The sequence below is a fragment of the Lysobacter helvus genome (genome assembly GCF_018406645.1).
Classification (GTDB): Bacteria; Pseudomonadota; Gammaproteobacteria; order Xanthomonadales; family Xanthomonadaceae; genus Noviluteimonas; species Noviluteimonas caseinilytica.
The window spans coordinates 1577236-1593766 of the sequence record NZ_AP024546.1; the positions used below are offsets into that span (position 1 = coordinate 1577236).

Below are 16531 nucleotides of genomic sequence, written 5' to 3' on the forward strand. Positions count from 1 at the left end.
GTTTTCCCCAGCCCTGTCTGGAGAAATCTTACGCCAATGACGGCATGGTCTCCTGCGCGGAGAAGCCAGATTATTTCTTGGTGTCGTCGGTCGGGTACCGGATGACGAGTGCCTGCGCAATGAGGCCGGCCATCTCGTGCGGAATGCTTCTGGCGGCACCGTCAGCCATGAAGGATGCGCCCCGTCCAGCGGGATTGAACACGCGGACCAGGTCGGGGTTACGGCCTGTGGAATCGATCCACCATCCAGGAAGCGCAACAACCGGAACCACGTTGATGGAAGCCTTTAACGTGTCCCGCAGATAGGTTCGAAGCCATTCCGCCTGGCGCCGAGCCTGTTCGATAGGCCCCCTGCTCGCGAAATGGGGGAATCGGAGAACCTCACCATCAAAGCTGACTTTGTGGGCGTCGGGATGTGTCTTCGCAGGCTTGCGGACCGACTTGGTTTCAACCATGTAAACGGCGCGCGGGCCAATCACAACGTGGTCGAGGTTGAACTTGTCGCCCGGGACGTCGTGGATGACCGTGCAGCCTGAAGCGATCAAACGGTTTAGTTGCTGTGCTGTGAATAGTTCGGCCTTCAGCCCTTCGTTCGCGCGCCGGCGAAGTCTGCCATGGTGAACGATGTGGCGGATTGACCAAGCAACGAGCGCTATGAACGCGATCAGGAAGATCCATTCGCCAACCCCCCAGCGGACGTGGCCCCACTCGACCTTTGAAAGGGCCCATACAGCGAGAAAGTAAGGACCAAGCCAAAACAGCATTAGCAGAGCAGCTTGCGCGCTATCGGTGTGATCCTCGATTCGCTTTCTCAGCTGCTCACCAGCCCCGTAAATCGCCTTGCCTTCGATAGGTGACCTGCGCCCATCGCGATCCTGCCATTTTCGATGCAAAAAGATGAAGGCGACCGCTAGGAATGTAGGCAGGAGTACAGATGCGCAAACGATGACGACGTATAGGGGCATGGCTTGTCTGGTCGGGCTGCGTGTTAAGTAGATTGAACCACAACGACTCGTCCAGACATGGACGTGGTGCGGAGAGGCGGTGGTGGCGCGGGGTGCCAGCGCCGATGGCCTTGGGCGCGCAAAGCGGGGCGCTTATCGCAAAGCGGGGGAAGCTGATCGCAGCGATCGGGGCGCTTATCTCAAGCTATCGAAACCTGGATTCAGCCAAATGGAAGCCGAGCGCAAGCAGTTTTGCGCTGATCTCAAGTCATCGGAAGCTGATCCCACGCAATCGCGAGATGATCTCAAGCTAGCGCGAGCTGATCTCAAGCAAGTGCCAGTTGGTCTCAAGCAGTCGCGATCTGATCTCAACCGGTCGTGCCCTGATCGCAAAGCTACGGAGGCCAATCACAACGTCTCCGACTCTGTGCTTGTCGTCTTTCGTCATGAAGACGCGTGTCTCGTGGACAAGTTGAGTCCACGCGTCAGACGCGTCTGTGCGTTGTCGCGTTTCCGTCCAATTGGCGGACACCAATATCGGGCGCAGTCTTCTCGACGGAGTCCAACACTCCTCTAGGCGCGTCAACATCACGCGGTACCGCATGGCCCCTGCGTCGGGAGGGGACCTAATACAACACCTCGCGAGGGGGAATACGTTCACCGCCCTAGAGCGGTTTGGCCTCCCGACACCTTTGCGCCGCGCACCGCGGCGCAAAGCTCTTCCCCAAATCGTCGGAGGTCACACATGCAACCTTCCGCCCGAGCGCCCACCGTCTACGCGCTCCCCGAAACCGCCCACGTCGAACTGATCCAGATTCGCGATCACCTGCGCCTGCTGGCCTTCCTCGCGGATACCGGTTCCAACGCCAGCCGCCACGATGCGGAACTCCGCCCGCACGCACTCGCCTGGTGGTTCACGCGCCTGGCGCGCGACATCGACGGCATCGTCGAAGCGACCTATTGGTCGGCGGACGTCGCGAACGGTTGATGGCTTCTGCTTTCGCTTTCAACCGAAGGAACGACATTACCCAACGCTCCGGTGAGGCGCACCGCACGCCGAGCCAATCCCGCGCAGCCGTCCATGGATGGACGGCGCCGATGCTCGCAGCCAGGGATGGCGAGGCAGCGGAGCGGGATTGGCTGGGCGTGCAGTGCGCCGTCGGTCCGAGTGCAGCTGTTCGCCAGCGACCCAACGATCCGGTGCAAGGCGCTACCCCTACGCAGCGTCGCAACGATCCGATCGCGAAGCGCGCCGACGTGATGAGGGCCAAGGGTCCTTGAAGTGCGCCATGGATGGCGCACGGCCGGTGCTTGGAGCTGGACAGCGGAACGCGCCGGGCAAGGACCCTTGGCCCTCATCGCGGCGGAGCGCCGTGCCGGAGGAGGTTCAACAACCTCGCTTCTGGATCCCGCCTTCGCGGGGATGACAAGCCGCAAGCCACCAATCTGAACGACCCTCGCTCCCCCGTCGCACCCCGAAGCCCCATACTCCGCCGCCGCCCCTCCGGCGGCCCGCTCCCGAGAAACGCCATGGCCACCAAGGCCACCATCATCAAGGCCGAGCTCCAGGTCACCGACATGGACCGCCACTATTACGCCGCGCACAACCTCACGTTGGCGCAGCACCCGTCCGAAACCGTCGAGCGCCTGATGGTCCGCCTGCTGGGCTTCGCCCTGTACGCGGACGATCGCCTCGAGTTCGGCCGCGGCCTCAGCGACGAAGACGAACCCACCCTGTGGCGCCGCAACTATTCCGGCGAAATCGAACTCTGGATCGAACTCGGCCAGCCCGACGAATCCCGCCTGCGCAAGGCGAGCGCGAAGTCCGAGGAAGTCGTCGTGCTCACGTACGGCGGCCGCGCCAGCGAACTGTGGTGGACGAAGAATGCGGTGGGCCTGGCCCGCCTGCGCAACCTCACCGTGCTCGACATCGACGCGAACGCCGTCGATGCGATGGCGCGCCTGTTCGGCCGCGGCATGCGCCTCACCGCGATGATCCAGGACGGCGAAGTGCAGTTGATGTCCGCCGATGCGAACGTCGCGCTGCGCCCCGTGGTGCGCATGGCCTCGGCGTCGACCGCGGCCTGATCAACCCGCCAGCACGTCGCGCCAATACGGCACCGGCAGGAACGGCATGTACTCATGCCACCCCAGCACGAACGAAAATACGGCGTGGATCGCGGGCGACGACAAAAACGCCAGCACCAGGTACCACGCCAGTTCGCGCCGCGAGAACTTGAACGCGAAAGGCGGCAGCAACAACGTCGCCAGCGCCGGCACCGTGTAGTAGATCCACCACGGCAAGCCGGAATTGTTGCCGAACTTCGCGAACATCATCCCGCCGACCACGACGATCGCCGCCACGCCGACCACCGGCTTGAGGTGCAGCGGGTGCGCACGATGGCGCGTCACGAAGCGCAGGATCGCGACGAACACGACCAGCGACACCAGCACGAAACACCAGAACCGCAACGCGACCGAATCCAAAGCGCTTCCCCCAAAGCGGATGAGGCGCGACTCTATCGCGGATCGCTGCGCCCTGCGCCTTCGCGCCACGCCCCCGTCGCCGCGTGCAGCACCAGCACGATCGCCCACGTGATCCACAACGACCACAAGGTCTGCGAGAGGAAGTGCGCGCCGCGGAATTGCTGGATCCAGCCCCACGCCAGGCTCGCGGCGAACAACCCCAGCCACCACGCCACGCTCGCGCGCTTGCGCTCGGGCCACCACAACAACGCGAACGCCATCGCCCACGAGCCCGACGTCACGAAGGCCGCGGGGATGCAGCGCCCCAAGGCCACGTCCGCGCGCGGCGAGGTGATCGTCGTCCACAAGTCCTGGTACGGCGCATGGCCACCGAACGCGTCGACATCCCACGGGCAATGCATCGGCCCGTAGAAGCGTTGCAGCACCCAGATGCACGTCGGCACGACGACGAACGCCAGGGCCACGCACCACCACCGACGTCGATGCGTCGCGAAGAACCCGTCGCGCGCCCGCAACGTCGCCAACGCGACCGCCCACGTCGCAAGCCCCGCGCCGATCAGCACGTACTTCATGTAGCGATGCAGGAAGTCCGTCATCACCCAGTCGTGGCGCCAGGGGAACACGCGCGTCTGCGCGTCGTAGTACGGCGCGGCGAGGGCCAGGTCGAGGCGCGTGGCGTGGAAGATCCACAATAAGGCGATCGCGGCCACCGCGAGACACGCGGTCTGCAAGGCGTAGAAGCGCGCGGGGAATCGCGGGCTGGGCTTCAAGGACTCGTGCCGGCGTGCGCCGCCTCGGCGCCGTCGGGCGCGACGCGGAACACGATGCTACCCCGGTACGGCGCACCCAACGCCTGCGCCCGGTGCTGCCGCGCCGCCATGTAACGCTGCACGTCGTGCCAGGCCTCGGCCTTGCAGATCCAGACGCTGGCGCCGTCGTCGTGGTCCTCGACCAGTTCCGTTGCCGCGTCTTCGTCGTAGTGCGGGTTGATCGATGTGCCGTCGGCCTTCGGCACGCGGGCCAGCGTGACGTCTTCGACATCCGCGTTCAGGTGCAGCCGCAGCCCGTAGCGCATGCGGTCGTCGACGAACACCACCTGGTCGATCGCGCCCGGCACCCGTGCGCGGATCGCGTCGGCCCACGCGCGGGCATCCTGCGGCGAATCGATCGTCGCGCTGACGAGACGCAGACCGATCAGCAGCGGCACCCACGCGACCAGGCGGCGCCACGGCATCGGCCCGCCGATCTCCGCGCTGCGCACCGCGACCGCCAACGCCACCGGCGCGAACAACGGCAACACATACAACGGCAAGCGCGACCGCGCGATGCAGAACACGAGCAACGGCAGGAACGTCCACGCCGCGAGCAACAGATCGACCGGATCATTCGCGCGCCCTTCGGGCTTGCGCCACTTCCGCACGTGCGCCGGCAATCCACGCAACCACCCGAACCACAACACCGTCCACGGCAACGCCCCCAGCACCAGCGTCGGCCCGTACACCGCGAGCCACCCGTACCACTGCCCGTTGCGCCGGAACTCGTCGGTCGCGAACCGATCCACCACTTCCATCCCCAGGAAGTAGTGCAGCAACGCCGGATTGCGCGTCACCACCACCACGAACCACCACAACGCCAGCGCCGCGAACACGAACAAGCCGAGCGGATGGAACACGCGCCGCCGCGGCGTCACCGCGAACTCGACGAACACGATCGCGAGCAACGGCAACAACCCCGGCGGCCCCTTCGTGAGGAACGCGAGCGCGAACGCGGTCCATAGCAAGGCGTCCCATCCCAACCGCCCGCTGCCCCATCGCAACTCGACGTAGGCCCACATCGCGAGCGTCTCCCACGCGGCGAGCAGGAAGTCTGTAGTCACCAGTTGCGAGGCGATGGCCGGCGCCAACATCGTCGCGTACGCGATCGCGGCGAAGCGCGCGCGCTCGGGCACCAGGCGCAACGCGATCCGCCACACGCACCACGTGCTCAACAGGTACGCGAGCGCCACGGGGATGCGCGCCGCCCACGTGTTCATGCCGAACACCGCCAGGCTCGCGGCGACGGCCCAGTACGTCAGCGGCGGCTTCGTCCAGTGCCCCACGTCGTGCGTGCGATGCGGCACCAGCCAGTCGCCGCTCGACAGCATGTTGGCCGCCACGTTGGTGTAGCGACCTTCGTCCGGATCCCACAACCCGCGGCTGCCGAGGAACGCGAACGCGAGCGTCAGCACGACGAGCACGACGAGCGTCCGTTGCATGCGAACCGTTGTCATCGCGGGCTCCACGCGGGCGCGCCCAGCGTGACTGCGGCCGCTGTAAGCGAACCTCAGGCCAGCCTGAGGCGCCTGTTAAGCGATCCGGCACGCGGCTGTCACCGGCACACCGGCATCCTGCGTCCACCCCACCCAGAACAGCGGAGCACGACCCCATGGCACGCGACATCCTCAAGACCCTCAAGGAAGAGCACGCAACGCTGCGTTCGCTGTTCGACCAGATGAAAGAGACGACCGACCGCGCCAAGAAGGGCCGCGCCGACCTGCTGGAGACGATCGAGCAGAACCTGTTGCCGCACGCCAAGTGGGAAGAGCAGGTGTTCTATCCCGCATTCAAGGAACGCTGCGACCGCGACGGCCTGCAGACGCTGGCCGAGGCCATCGCCGAGCACCACGCGGTGGAGCACAGCGTGATCCCGGAAGTGCACGCGGCCGACGTGGAAACGCCGGAGTTCGCGGGGCGCGTCAAGGTGTTCGGCGAGTTCATCGACCACCACGCCAAGGAAGAAGAGAAGACCATGTTCAAGATGGTCCGCGAGCTGTTCAGCGCGGACGAGCTTGCGCAGATGGACGAAGACTACGAGACCTGGAAGGCCTCCGACGCCGCCGCCAACCTCGTCTTTGCCGAGCAGGCGAAGGCCGGGTTGAAGGGTGCGGTGAAGTCGCTCATCCAGTAAGGGTGTGCCGGTGCGGCGCGTCGGCCGGAGGCCGATGCGCCGCGACACCGGCTTTACTGCATTCAGCGCAATGAAGCCCGCGCGAAGGATGCAGGCCACACATTTTCCCTGTCCGGTCGCGTAACAACGCGGCCGTTTCCATTTCTGCACAGGTGCAGGAACAGGGAACGATGAAGGCCATTGGCACGATATTTTTGCTGTGCGCCGCACTGACGGCGCTTCCATCGAACGCGCAGCTGCGAACGCCGCAATACCCGGAAGACGACACGGTCGTCGTGCAGCTGGACGACGAGACGCCCACCCAGGTCTGCCATCCGGATGCCGAGTGGATCCGCCTCGGCTTCGCGTCGATCGACCTGCACGGCACCGACAAGCTCGTGCTCACCAGCTCAGACGGCGATGAACTCAAGCTCTTCGGCACGCGCTGGAACGGCCGCGTCTTCCACACCCGCGCGCTGCGCGGCGACTGCATCACCATCGAGAAGGCCTTCAACGACGCCGACAGCGCATTCGCGTTGTCCGATTACCAGGCGGGCCTGGACGCATTGGCCGACACGCACGCGCGCATCGCCGCCGCCGGCGACCTGTGCGACAGCACGCCGCTGGATTGCAGGAAGACGTCCGACCTGGTGATCGCCGCCGATCCCACGATGGTGCTGGCGCTCGGCGACAACGCGTACACCAACGGCACGCTGGCCGAGTTCATGTCGCGCTACGACCCCAACTGGGGCCGCTTCAAGGACATCACCGCGCCCGTGGCGGGCAACCACGAATACCTGACGACGAACGCCGCGGGCTATTTCGATTACTTCAACGGCGTCGGCCAGAACGACGGCCCGGCCGGCGAGCGCACGAAGGGCTACTACAGTTTCGATGTGGGCGAATGGCACTTCATCGCGCTCAACAGCAAGTCGGGCGGTGCGGTGTCGGCGACGCAACTGGCATGGCTCGACGCCGACCTGCGCGCGAACACCAAGCCGTGCACCGCCGCGTACATGCATTACCCCTTCATCAGCAGCGGGCGCTACACCACGTTCCCGAACATCAAGCCGATCATGGATCGCCTGTATGCCGCGAAGGTGGACTTGCTGCTGACGGGCCACGACCACGACTACCAGCGCTTCCAGAAGATGGATGGCGAGCAGGTGGCGCAGGACGACGGCGTGCGCGAAGTCATCACCGGCACCGGCGGCGGCGACAAGTACACCGTGGTCGGCACGCATCCGCTGTATGTCACGGGGCAGGGCAGCACGTTCGGCATCCTGCGCGTCGACCTCACGGGCGTCGGTTACGACGGGGCCTTCGTGCCGATCGCGGGCAAGACCTGGACCGACAGCTTCAACGGGCAGTGCCACCGCGCGGAAGACGGGCTCGTCGGCGATTACATCCTGACGGCTTCGCCCACGATTTCGGTCACGCGCGGCAGCAGCGGCGCGAAGGTGATCACCGTGGCCAGCTACGGCGCGTTCAACGAATTGGTGAAGCTGGCGAACGGCACGCTGCCCAGCGGCGTCACCGCGACCTGGTCGCCCTACAACGTCACGCCGCCGGGCGATGGCAGCGCCACCGGCCGCGTCACGCTGAAGGTGTCGAACAGCGCGGAGAAGGGCACCTATCCGATCGCGATCACGGGCACCAACGCCGCCGGCACGCCGGACGAACGCGTGCGCAAGACGAGCTTCACGCTGACGGTGAAGTAATCGCGCCCGCTCAGGGCACGAACTGCACGCCGAGGTAGAAGATCACCTTCTGGCGGTTCTCGCCGCGCAGTTCGCTGCCCAGCGAGGCGAGCAGGTTGCACGTGTCGCCGAGGGGTGCGCGCGTGCCGACATTGATCGTCGGCACGACGCGTTCGCCATCGGTCTGCGAGAGGTTGACCTCGGCGATGCACGACGCGCGCGACCAGCACGCATGCGCGAGGTACGCGCCGCCCTGCCACGCATCCGGATCCACGGACACGAAGTGCCTGCCGATCTCCACGCCCGCGGCGAAGTCGCCGAAATCGTGCGACGCCTGCACGGGCAGGAAGAAGTCCGGGTGTTCCGATGCCAGGCCGCGCCGTCGCGCGGACGCCGACCAGCCCTTGCTCCACACCGGCTGCACGGCCATCGCAATGCCCGCTTTCTCATCGTCCAGGAAGCGCCAGCGCAGGCCGAATTCCAGGTCGCTCCAGCCCGAACGCCACGCGCCGTCATCGTCGCGGGCGTGCGCCCATCCGCCCTGCACGGAGAGCTGGACGTGTTCGCCGACGCCGCGGTTGATGTCGAGGTTCGGCGCGGTGACTTCCCATCCGGCGCCTGCATGGCCGCCGGTGGCCGCGAGGTTGATCTCCCACTTGGCGTCGCCCGGCGTGCCCGGGTCGTTGGTGATCATCGGCGGTCCGGCCTGCGCATGCGCCTGGCGCGGAACGGCGAACGCGAGTGCGCACGCCATCACCGCCAGCAGTGCATGCCACGCCGCGCCGCGTGTCACGCGAAGCCCGCGCGCACGTGGAATCCCAGCGCACCCGCGATCGTCGGCAGCACTTCTTCGTCGCGCTGCAGGGAGATCCAGCCGGCGATGTGTTCACTGCCGGTCTCGTAGGTCCACAGCGTGTAGTGGTGTTCGCGCAGGCGGTCGAACGCGGTCTGCAGGAGGGCGGAGGTATCCGTGTCGGTAAGGAACTCCGCATCCGTCGGATCTTCCACGCCCCATTCAATCTGCAACCCGAAGCGCGCGGCCAGTTCGTCGAGCACCTGCACGAGGCCTTCGCTATCTTCCTCGCCGAGGAAGAAGCCCGCCTTCCAGTCGATCGCATCGCGGATCGCTTCGACGGGGTCGCCGCCTTCGGCCATCGCCTCCTGCACGGGCGCGAACTGCTGCAGCGCCGCGTCGTCGTCGCCGGGATTGATCAGCAGCAGCAGTTGCCACGCGACGGTTTCCAGCGCGGCGTCGTCGTCGAGGTCGGCCGAGGCGTGGAAGGCCTGGTCGAAGTTGTCGTCGGGGTCGAAGTCGTGGGGCGTCATGGGGCGAAAGCTTACGCCGCTTGAAGTCGGCCCATCCCCCGGGCGGGGGACCGGCCGTGAACGGTCCCCGAGCCCCCGTGGCCTGCGTCCCGTTCGCATCGCGTACGAAAAGGAAGACAGGCCGCCGTCCCCCGGGCGGGCTGCGCAACAACAGGTCCCCCCGTAATGCCCAAGTTCCTCATCGAGCGCGAAGTCCCCGGCGTCGGCAAGCTGACGGAGTCCGAAATGCAGAGCATGGCCCGGCGTTCCGTCGGCGTGCTGCGCCAGCTCGGCCCCGACATCCAGTGGGTCGAGAGCTACATCACCGGCAACAACCTCTATTGCGTGTACGTGGCGCCCGACGAAGAGATGGTGCGCGAACACGGCCGCCTCACCGGGTTCCCGGTCAACAAGGTCACGCAGATCGGACGCGTGATCGACCCCACGACGGCCGAGTAGGCGCGCAAGCCAAAGGATCCGCGATGTTCAACGAGATGGCCTGGTCGTTCATCGTCCAGACGCTCTCGGGCGTCGTTGCGGTGTTCATCGGCATCTGGCTCGCGCTCGTCGTCGAGCGCCGCCGCCGCACCGAAGACGCGAGCGAGCGCGAAGCCCTGCAGCAGGCCGAATACGAACGCGCCACCGACAGCATCCTGGGAAGCGTGGTGAAGAACGTTGCGGAAGCCAAGCGCGTGCTGCACCTGTTGCATGGCACGCGCTGCCCGCGGCTCTTGCATGCGGATCTTGAAACCGCCGTGTGGTACGCGAGCCAGGGCCACTTCACCGCGCTGTGCCGCAACGTGGACCAGCGCGTGATCTTCAGCCAGTTCTTCGACGACGTGCGGCGGCTCAGTGCGTTCGTGGATTTCCGCACCAACCTGCAGGCGCAATTGGCGACGCAGCATCGGAACGCGGAGGAAGAGGAGATCGCCGCGCTCCTGGGCGACGTGGACCAGCACCTCGCGGCGCTGGCGGAAGACTTGCGGTTCTGCGGCGTGCTGCTGGTCACCGACCACGGGAAGCCGGTGCACAAGCGGTTGATGGGGATCCAGCAGGAGATGGCGAGCGCTTGAGGCTCGGTGCGGTTCGTGGGCCCTTGGAACAGTCTTGGCTGCGGACAGGAAGGCGCGCGCGTAGGTAGCAGCGCAGTGCAACGGCGCGATCCGGGGAACGCGTCGGCGAACCGAATGGGACGCGTCCCGAAGATCGGTCAACGCCGACGCAAGCGTGCGGCAAACCCTGATGTCGTGCTTGTCAGGGGTTGGCGACCTTTGGAGAATGATCGAGGTCGTCGAATCCGAGGAATTCCGGGCATGGCGCGGCGCGTTGCCGAGCCAGCGTGTGCGGAACCAGATCCGGACGCGTCTGGGACGGCTTGCGTTTGGCAACCCTGGCGCGCATCGCGTCCTTGACGGCGGTATCGTCGAGCTCAAGATCGACATCGGGCCGGGATACCGGGTTTACTACGCGCGCGTCACCCAAGCGCGCTTCTACGTTCTGCGTGGCGGTAACAAGCAGACACAGCAGCGGGACATCGAAGCGGCACGTCGCGCCGCCAGGGAGTTGAGGTCATGACATTGCCGCAAGGGTTCAGGCTCTGGAGCGCGACAGAGGACATGAAGACCGAACTCGATCGGCTCTGCTACCTGTTCGCGTGCCTCGAAGAAGCGCCACGCGACGACGCGTTTTTTGCCCACGCCGTAGACGACGTCCAACGCTCGCGCAAGGAACACGAAGGTGTGCGCGACAGGCCAATGACCCTCAAGCGCATCGAGAAGACGATGCGCGACTTTCCAACCGTCTCGCTCGAGAACGTGGTTCGCATCATTCACGCGCTGGGATATGACTTCGACGTCGCGACGTTGGAAGCCCCGGTCCCTCGCGCCCCCTCGCGCCGCGCCGCCGCCAAGCGCACGCGCCACGCCGCCACCCGCATCCAGCGACGCAAAGCATGAACCCCATCGACCTCCGCTCCGACACCGTCACACGCCCCACGCCCGCCATGCGCGAGGCGATGCTCCGCGCGGAAGTCGGCGACGACGTCTATGGCGAAGACCCGACGGTCAACGCATTGCAGCAGCGCATGGCGACCGACCTCGGCTTCGACGCGGGCCTGTTCGCGCCCAGCGGCACGCAGGCCAACCTGCTGGCGCTGCTCGCGCATTGCCAGCGCGGCGACGAATACATCGTCGGCATGGACGCGCACACGTATCGCTACGAAGGCGGCGGTGCGGCGGTGTTCGGCTCGATCCAGCCGCAGCCATTGCCGCAGGGCGAGGACGGGCGCATGTCGCTCGAAGCCGTCGAGGCCGCCATCAAGCCGGTCGATCCGCACTTCGCACGCACCAAGCTGCTGTGCCTCGAAAACACCTGGCACGGCCGCCCGATGCCGCACGCCTACCTGCGCGATGCGCGCGCGCTGTGCGACCGGCGCGGGCTCGCGTTCCACCTCGATGGCGCGCGCCTGTACAACGCCGCCGTCGCGGATGGCGTGGCGCCGCGTGAGCTCGCACGCGATTTCGACAGCGTGTCGGTGTGTCTGTCGAAGGGCCTCGGCGCACCGGTCGGTTCCGTGCTGCTCGGCTCGCACGCGCTGATCGAAAGCGCGAAGCGCTGGCGCAAGGTCGCCGGCGGCGGCATGCGCCAGGCGGGCATCCTCGCCGCGGCGTGCCTGCATGCGCTCGACCACCACGTCGAACGCCTCGCCGATGATCACCGCCGCGCGGCGCAACTGGCCGACGGCCTGCGCGCCCTCGGCATCGCGGTGGCCGCGCAGCACACCAACATGGTGTTCATCGACATCCCGAACGAACGCCTCGACGCGTTCCGCAAGCACATGGACACCGCCGGCATCCGCATGTCGATCGGCTACACGCCGCGCATCCGCATGGTCACGCACCTGGACATCGACGATGCAGCGATCGCGCGGACGCTGGAAGCGTTCCGCGCCTTCGCCGGCTGATCAGCGCGCGACGAGCGCCGGAGTGCGCAGCGCTTCCTGCTGCGCCAGCAGGTAGGCATACCACTCCACCTGCACCGCCCACAGCGGCCCGATCTCGCGCTCGAAATCCGCGACGCTCGCACCGTGCTGCAACAAGCGCTCGAATCCCGGCGCGTACTTCCCGCCGTCGTGGTGCAGCAGGAAGTGCACCAGGCTCCACCACTCGACGTAATACAGGTTGACGTACGATGCGATCGGCGGCCCACTGCCATCGATCAACGCCTTCAACGGGATGACGCGCCCCGTCTGCACGTCCGACGCCAGGTTGCCGCTGAAGCGCAGCTGCGGCAGCCACCAGATCGGATACGCGTTGCGATCCGCATCGCCCGGATGCAAGCCCGTCGCATCGATCCGGCTCGCACCGAAATAACCGGCCAGCCCTTCATCGATCCACTTCGCGCGCTGGAAATGCATGACTTCCTGCGCCAGCTGGTGCGCGGCTTCGTGCAGCATCCAGTGATACGGGTTGGCACCGTCGGCGACATACGCGCGACATTCGGGCGGCACGTAACGCGCTTCCGCCCACGGGATCGCGCTGTTCCATGCCTTGAACTCGCTGCGCGTGCCGTACAGCACCAGCTGCAGTTTCGCCGGTGGCGTGGTGTGCGGCAGGTGCGCGAATTGCGCGAGGTAGGCGGCGTGCAGTTTCTCGACGGCTTCCCCGGTCGCGCGCGTCTGTTCCATCGTTGCGTTCGAACGCACCAGGTAATGCGTCGTCTCGATGACTTGCCCGTCGCGCGGCGCGTGCTTCTGCACCACCGGCACGGCCGCCTTCCCCGGCCGATCCAGCATCCACCCGTGCACCGCCGCCACCAGCGCGACCATCGCGATCAGCAACAACCAGGGCGGCTTCATGCGCACGTGCGATCTCCGCGGAGCATGCGCACAGCCTACTGCACGTGGCGGACCCGCGCGGGCGAGACGTGCGGATTGTTCGGCACGTAGAAGCGCCACAGATGTTCGAGCCCGACGCGAATGCCGATCCGCGGCGTCGCCACCGGATGCAACGGCGGCGGCGTGCCGTCGTCGAGGATGCGCGGGCCGTCGCCTTTCACCAGGTCGGCGCCATCGAGCGCACCGGTGATGCCGAGCGCCTGCGTCAGTCGCGCCGGTCCGCTGCAGAGCAAGCGTTCCGACACGCCACCGCGCGCGGCGAACATCTCCGGCAAGCCATCGATCGGTTCGAGCGCACGGATCAGGATCCCCGCACCCGGCGTCTTGTCCCACGCCACCGCATTCGCGCACCAATGCATGCCGTAGGTGAAGTAGACATACAGGTGCCCGGGCTCGCCGAACATCGTCGCGTTGCGCGCAGTCTTGCCGCGATACGTGTGCGCGGCGGGATCCAGGCCCGCGCAATACGCCTCCACTTCCACGATGCGGCCCGCGCGCCCGTCAGGCATCGCGAGCACTTTGTTGAGCAGGTCGCGCGCGACCAGGAGGGTGTCGCGGCGATAGAAAGCGCGGGGCAATCGTTTGCGACGGGGCATGCCGGGCAGTGTAGGGCGCGTCCGGTGAGCGACCGGCCGTCGGCGCGCGCGACCGCGCCGACCGGCGGTGACCGCCGATGGCAGGGCGACCCGTTGCTCCATTGGCCCGCCCCCGGGCCCTGAGGATCACGCCATGACTCGTCCGTTCCTTGTGGCCGCGCTGGCGGCCGCGACTTGTACGTTCCTGGGTGGCTGCAACCAGCCCTCGACCAGCGCACCCGCCGCCCCCGCCGGCACCAGCACCGCGACCACCGCCCCGGCCACGACCGCGCCGGCCGCCGGCACCGATACCGCGGCCACCAAGCCCGCCCCCACCGACTTCGACCAGCTCGCCGACCGCGTGGTCGCCAACGCCGGCGTGAAGGAAGGCGACATCGTGATGGTCACCGGGCGTTCGAGCGATGCCGAACTGCTCGAAGACATCGCGGTGGCCGCGCGCAAGCTCGGCGCGTCGCCGATGATCAGCTACAGCAGCGATCGCCTCGCCAAGCGCATGTTCTTCGACATCCCCGAAAAATACGATTCGCAGACCGACGCGCTGGGCATGAAGCTCGCGGGCATCGTCAACGTCGTCATCTCGATCGGCAACCAGGCGCAGGAAGCCTTGTTCGAAGGCGCCGATCCCAAGCGCATGGCCGCGCGCGGCAAGGCCGACGAACCGGTGAGCATGGCGTTCCTCAAGAACAACGTGCGTACCGTCGAGATCGGCAACAACCTGTATCCCACGCCGTGGCGCGCCGAACGCTACGGCATGAGCGAAGACGAGCTGTCGAAGATGTTCTGGAGCGGCGTGAACCTGGATTACACCGACCTGGTGAAGCGCGGCAGCGACGTCAAGGCGATGCTCGCCGCGGGTGACGAAATCCACATCACGCATCCCAATGGCACCGACCTCACCGTCAAGGTGAAGGGCCGCCCGGTGGGCGTGAGCGATGGCGTGATTTCCGCCGAAGACATGAAGGCCGGCGGCGCCGCGAACGCGGTGTACCTGCCCGCGGGCGAGGTCTACACCACGCCGGTGGCCGGCACGGCGAACGGCAAGCTCGTCAATCCGAAGTCGTTCTATCGCGGCAAGGCCGTCGACGGCCTGACGATGGAATTCAAGGACGGCAAGATGGTGTCGATGTCGGGCAGCGGCCCGGGCTTCGCCGACCTGAAAGCCGAATACGACGCGGTCAGCGATCCGCGCAAGGATGATTTCGCATACGTCGACTTCGGCATCAATCCCAACGTGAAGCTGCCGGCCAACGCGACGGTCGGCAACTGGGTGCCTGCGGGCACGATCACCGTCGGCACGGGCGGCAACACCTGGGCCGGCGGCACGAACAGCGTGCCGTACGGGCAGACGGTGTCGCTGATGGGCGCGACGGTGACGCTGGATGGGAAGCCGGTGATCGAAGGCGGCACGTTGAAGCTTTGATCGCTTCACGTTTCAAAGCCCCTCTCCCTCCGGGAGAGGGGTTGGGGAGAGGGTACGCATCACGCGCGTAAACTCCGCCGGCCGCTACCGGAGCTACGCCATGCCCCGCCACTACATCCTCGTCGACTTCGAAAACGTGCAGCCCGCGAGCCTCGGCGCGCTGAAAGCCGGCGATGCGTACATCAAGGTATTCGCGGGCCAGCACCAGACGCGCGTCGACCTCGGGCTCGCGCAAGCACTGCAACCGTTCGGCACGCACGCCGAATACATCCAGATCACCGGCAGCGGGAAGGACGCGCTCGACTTCCACATCGCGTTCTACATCGGACGGTTGTCGGCGGAACATCCGGGCGCCACGTTCACCATCGTGTCGCGCGACACGGGCTTCGACCCGCTGGTGAAGCACACGGCGAAACTCGGCATCGCATGCAAGCGCGTCGCAACGATCCCCGGCGCGAACGTGCCGAAGCTGCCGAGTGCGAAGGCGGACGCTGCGCCGGTCGTCGCCGCCACGAAGACCGCCAAACCCGCGAAGCCCGCCAAGGCAACGAAGAAAACCACGAAAGTCGCGAAGGCTGCCCCGCATCCGCGCCTGGCGAAGGTGCTCGAACGCCTCGCCGGCATGAAGACCGCGCGCCCGGCCACGTTGAAGTCGCTGCGTTCGACGCTGAAGAGTTTCGCGCCGCCGTTCGCCGAGGACGAACTCGACGGCATCCTCGCCGCGCTGCAGGCACACGGCGCCATCGCCATCGCCGGCACCAAGGTCACCTACGCGTTGCCCGCCGCCTGAGCCCGCAAAGGCGGTTTTCACGCCCGCGGCGCTAGGGTGCGCCCCATGGCCGACGACCACGAGCACGAACACGAAGAACGCCGCCAGTTCCCGCGCCAGCAAGTGGTGCGGGCGATAATGGTGCGGCCCAACGGCCACCGCCACGACGCGCAGGTGCTGGACCTCTCGCTGGGCGGCGCGCGCGTGTCGCTGCCGCAGCACTGGGCACCGGTGAACGGCGCCGCGCTGCGCTTGTACTTCGAGAACGGCGACCAGCACGAATCGATCACCTTGCGCGGCCACGTCACGCGCGTGGGCCTGGACGACATGGGCGTGGAATTCGACGCCTCGCAGGAAGCGCACATCCGCGAGCTGTTTGCGTCGTTGGGGCCGAGGCAGTAGCGCCGGCACATTGCATTTCGCGAGTTTTGCAGGAATCGTCTGCTTGAGGTCGAAGTCAAGGCATATACGACGCGTCGACGAGCAGACTG

At 66.6% G+C, this 16531-nt stretch carries 20 protein-coding genes; 12 read left to right on the forward strand and 8 right to left on the reverse strand.

The genetic code is table 11. From position 1 onward, the window contains the following. Nucleotides 1–70 precede the first annotated feature (70 nt). Complete coding sequence (locus LYSHEL_RS07695) at nucleotides 71–964, reverse strand: nuclease-related domain-containing protein (RefSeq protein WP_213437312.1); 894 nt, start codon at nucleotides 962–964, stop codon at nucleotides 71–73. A gap of 724 nt (nucleotides 965–1688) precedes the next feature. Between LYSHEL_RS07695 and LYSHEL_RS07700 the strand changes: the two genes are divergently transcribed. Together LYSHEL_RS07700 and LYSHEL_RS07705 are read left to right on the forward strand one after the other, a co-directional pair. Continuing rightward, nucleotides 1689–1931: an XAC0095 family protein gene (locus LYSHEL_RS07700; protein ID WP_213437314.1), complete on the forward strand. Its 243-nt coding sequence runs from the start codon at nucleotides 1689–1691 to the stop codon at nucleotides 1929–1931. A gap of 542 nt (nucleotides 1932–2473) precedes the next feature. Continuing rightward, nucleotides 2474–3031 carry a YaeQ family protein gene (locus LYSHEL_RS07705; protein ID WP_213437316.1) on the forward strand — a complete coding sequence of 186 codons (558 nt, stop codon included), beginning with the start codon at nucleotides 2474–2476 and terminating at the stop codon, nucleotides 3029–3031. On the opposite strand, the gene LYSHEL_RS07710 is transcribed toward LYSHEL_RS07705, so the two are convergent. From LYSHEL_RS07710 to LYSHEL_RS07720, 3 genes are read right to left on the reverse strand one after another with little or no spacing between them, the layout of a single operon-like run. Next, nucleotides 3032–3430 (reverse strand): hypothetical protein, encoded by a 399-nt coding sequence (locus LYSHEL_RS07710; RefSeq protein ID WP_213437318.1) that lies wholly within the window; start codon nucleotides 3428–3430, stop codon nucleotides 3032–3034. A 32-nt stretch (nucleotides 3431–3462) separates the two neighbouring features. Further along, on the reverse strand, nucleotides 3463–4200 hold the full coding sequence (locus LYSHEL_RS07715) for a phosphatase PAP2 family protein (protein ID WP_213437320.1): 738 nt from the start codon (nucleotides 4198–4200) through the stop codon (nucleotides 3463–3465). Beyond that, the gene (locus tag LYSHEL_RS07720) at nucleotides 4197–5699 is read right to left on the reverse strand and encodes a glycosyltransferase family 39 protein (RefSeq protein ID WP_213437322.1); all 1503 of its coding nucleotides are present in this window, start codon (nucleotides 5697–5699) and stop codon (nucleotides 4197–4199) included. Before LYSHEL_RS07720 ends, LYSHEL_RS07715 begins: the two co-directional genes overlap by 4 nt. A gap of 155 nt (nucleotides 5700–5854) precedes the next feature. Between LYSHEL_RS07720 and LYSHEL_RS07725 the strand changes: the two genes are divergently transcribed. Together LYSHEL_RS07725 and LYSHEL_RS07730 are read left to right on the forward strand one after the other, a co-directional pair. Continuing rightward, nucleotides 5855–6376: a hemerythrin domain-containing protein gene (locus LYSHEL_RS07725; RefSeq protein ID WP_213437324.1), complete on the forward strand. Its 522-nt coding sequence runs from the start codon at nucleotides 5855–5857 to the stop codon at nucleotides 6374–6376. Nucleotides 6377–6546: 170 nt separating this feature from the next. Then, nucleotides 6547–8076 (forward strand): metallophosphoesterase, encoded by a 1530-nt coding sequence (locus LYSHEL_RS07730; protein WP_213437326.1) that lies wholly within the window; start codon nucleotides 6547–6549, stop codon nucleotides 8074–8076. Nucleotides 8077–8086: 10 nt separating this feature from the next. On the opposite strand, the gene LYSHEL_RS07735 is transcribed toward LYSHEL_RS07730, so the two are convergent. Both LYSHEL_RS07735 and LYSHEL_RS07740 read right to left on the reverse strand, forming a co-directional pair. Then, complete coding sequence (locus LYSHEL_RS07735; RefSeq protein WP_213437328.1) at nucleotides 8087–8848, reverse strand: hypothetical protein; 762 nt, start codon at nucleotides 8846–8848, stop codon at nucleotides 8087–8089. Further along, entirely contained in the window at nucleotides 8845–9381 is a 537-nt protein-coding gene (locus tag LYSHEL_RS07740; protein ID WP_213437330.1) for a DUF6630 family protein, read from the reverse strand. The genes LYSHEL_RS07735 and LYSHEL_RS07740 overlap by 4 nt, the downstream gene beginning before the upstream one ends. Before the next feature lie 165 nt (nucleotides 9382–9546). Between LYSHEL_RS07740 and LYSHEL_RS07745 the strand changes: the two genes are divergently transcribed. From LYSHEL_RS07745 to ltaE, 5 genes are all read left to right on the forward strand, one after another. Then, a complete protein-coding gene (locus LYSHEL_RS07745) occupies nucleotides 9547–9819 on the forward strand; it encodes a DUF4242 domain-containing protein (protein ID WP_213437332.1) in 273 nt (90 codons plus the stop codon). Between the two features lie 23 nt (nucleotides 9820–9842). Continuing rightward, entirely contained in the window at nucleotides 9843–10433 is a 591-nt protein-coding gene (locus tag LYSHEL_RS07750) for a hypothetical protein (protein ID WP_213437334.1), read from the forward strand. Nucleotides 10434–10638: 205 nt separating this feature from the next. Then, nucleotides 10639–10935 (forward strand): type II toxin-antitoxin system RelE/ParE family toxin, encoded by a 297-nt coding sequence (locus LYSHEL_RS07755; RefSeq protein ID WP_213437336.1) that lies wholly within the window; start codon nucleotides 10639–10641, stop codon nucleotides 10933–10935. Nucleotides 10936–10976: 41 nt separating this feature from the next. Next, nucleotides 10977–11315 carry a helix-turn-helix domain-containing protein gene (locus LYSHEL_RS07760; protein WP_213437338.1) on the forward strand — a complete coding sequence of 113 codons (339 nt, stop codon included), beginning with the start codon at nucleotides 10977–10979 and terminating at the stop codon, nucleotides 11313–11315. Continuing rightward, on the forward strand, nucleotides 11312–12322 hold the full coding sequence (ltaE, locus tag LYSHEL_RS07765) for a low-specificity L-threonine aldolase (RefSeq protein WP_213437340.1): 1011 nt from the start codon (nucleotides 11312–11314) through the stop codon (nucleotides 12320–12322). Before LYSHEL_RS07760 ends, ltaE begins: the two co-directional genes overlap by 4 nt. On the opposite strand, the gene LYSHEL_RS07770 is transcribed toward ltaE, so the two are convergent. Next, nucleotides 12323–13216 (reverse strand): DUF1570 domain-containing protein, encoded by an 894-nt coding sequence (locus LYSHEL_RS07770; protein WP_244858735.1) that lies wholly within the window; start codon nucleotides 13214–13216, stop codon nucleotides 12323–12325. 35 nt (nucleotides 13217–13251) lie between these two features. Then, nucleotides 13252–13851 carry a DNA-3-methyladenine glycosylase gene (locus LYSHEL_RS07775; RefSeq protein WP_213437345.1) on the reverse strand — a complete coding sequence of 200 codons (600 nt, stop codon included), beginning with the start codon at nucleotides 13849–13851 and terminating at the stop codon, nucleotides 13252–13254. A 133-nt stretch (nucleotides 13852–13984) separates the two neighbouring features. Between LYSHEL_RS07775 and LYSHEL_RS07780 the strand changes: the two genes are divergently transcribed. The 3 genes from LYSHEL_RS07780 to LYSHEL_RS07790 all read left to right on the forward strand — a co-directional run bounded on the left by LYSHEL_RS07780 (nucleotide 13985) and on the right by LYSHEL_RS07790 (nucleotide 16442). Continuing rightward, entirely contained in the window at nucleotides 13985–15271 is a 1287-nt protein-coding gene (locus tag LYSHEL_RS07780) for an aminopeptidase (RefSeq protein WP_213437347.1), read from the forward strand. 100 nt (nucleotides 15272–15371) lie between these two features. Next, entirely contained in the window at nucleotides 15372–16061 is a 690-nt protein-coding gene (locus tag LYSHEL_RS07785; RefSeq protein WP_213437349.1) for a PIN domain-containing protein, read from the forward strand. Between the two features lie 45 nt (nucleotides 16062–16106). After that, a complete protein-coding gene (locus tag LYSHEL_RS07790) occupies nucleotides 16107–16442 on the forward strand; it encodes a PilZ domain-containing protein (protein WP_213437356.1) in 336 nt (111 codons plus the stop codon). Nucleotides 16443–16531 lie beyond the last annotated feature (89 nt).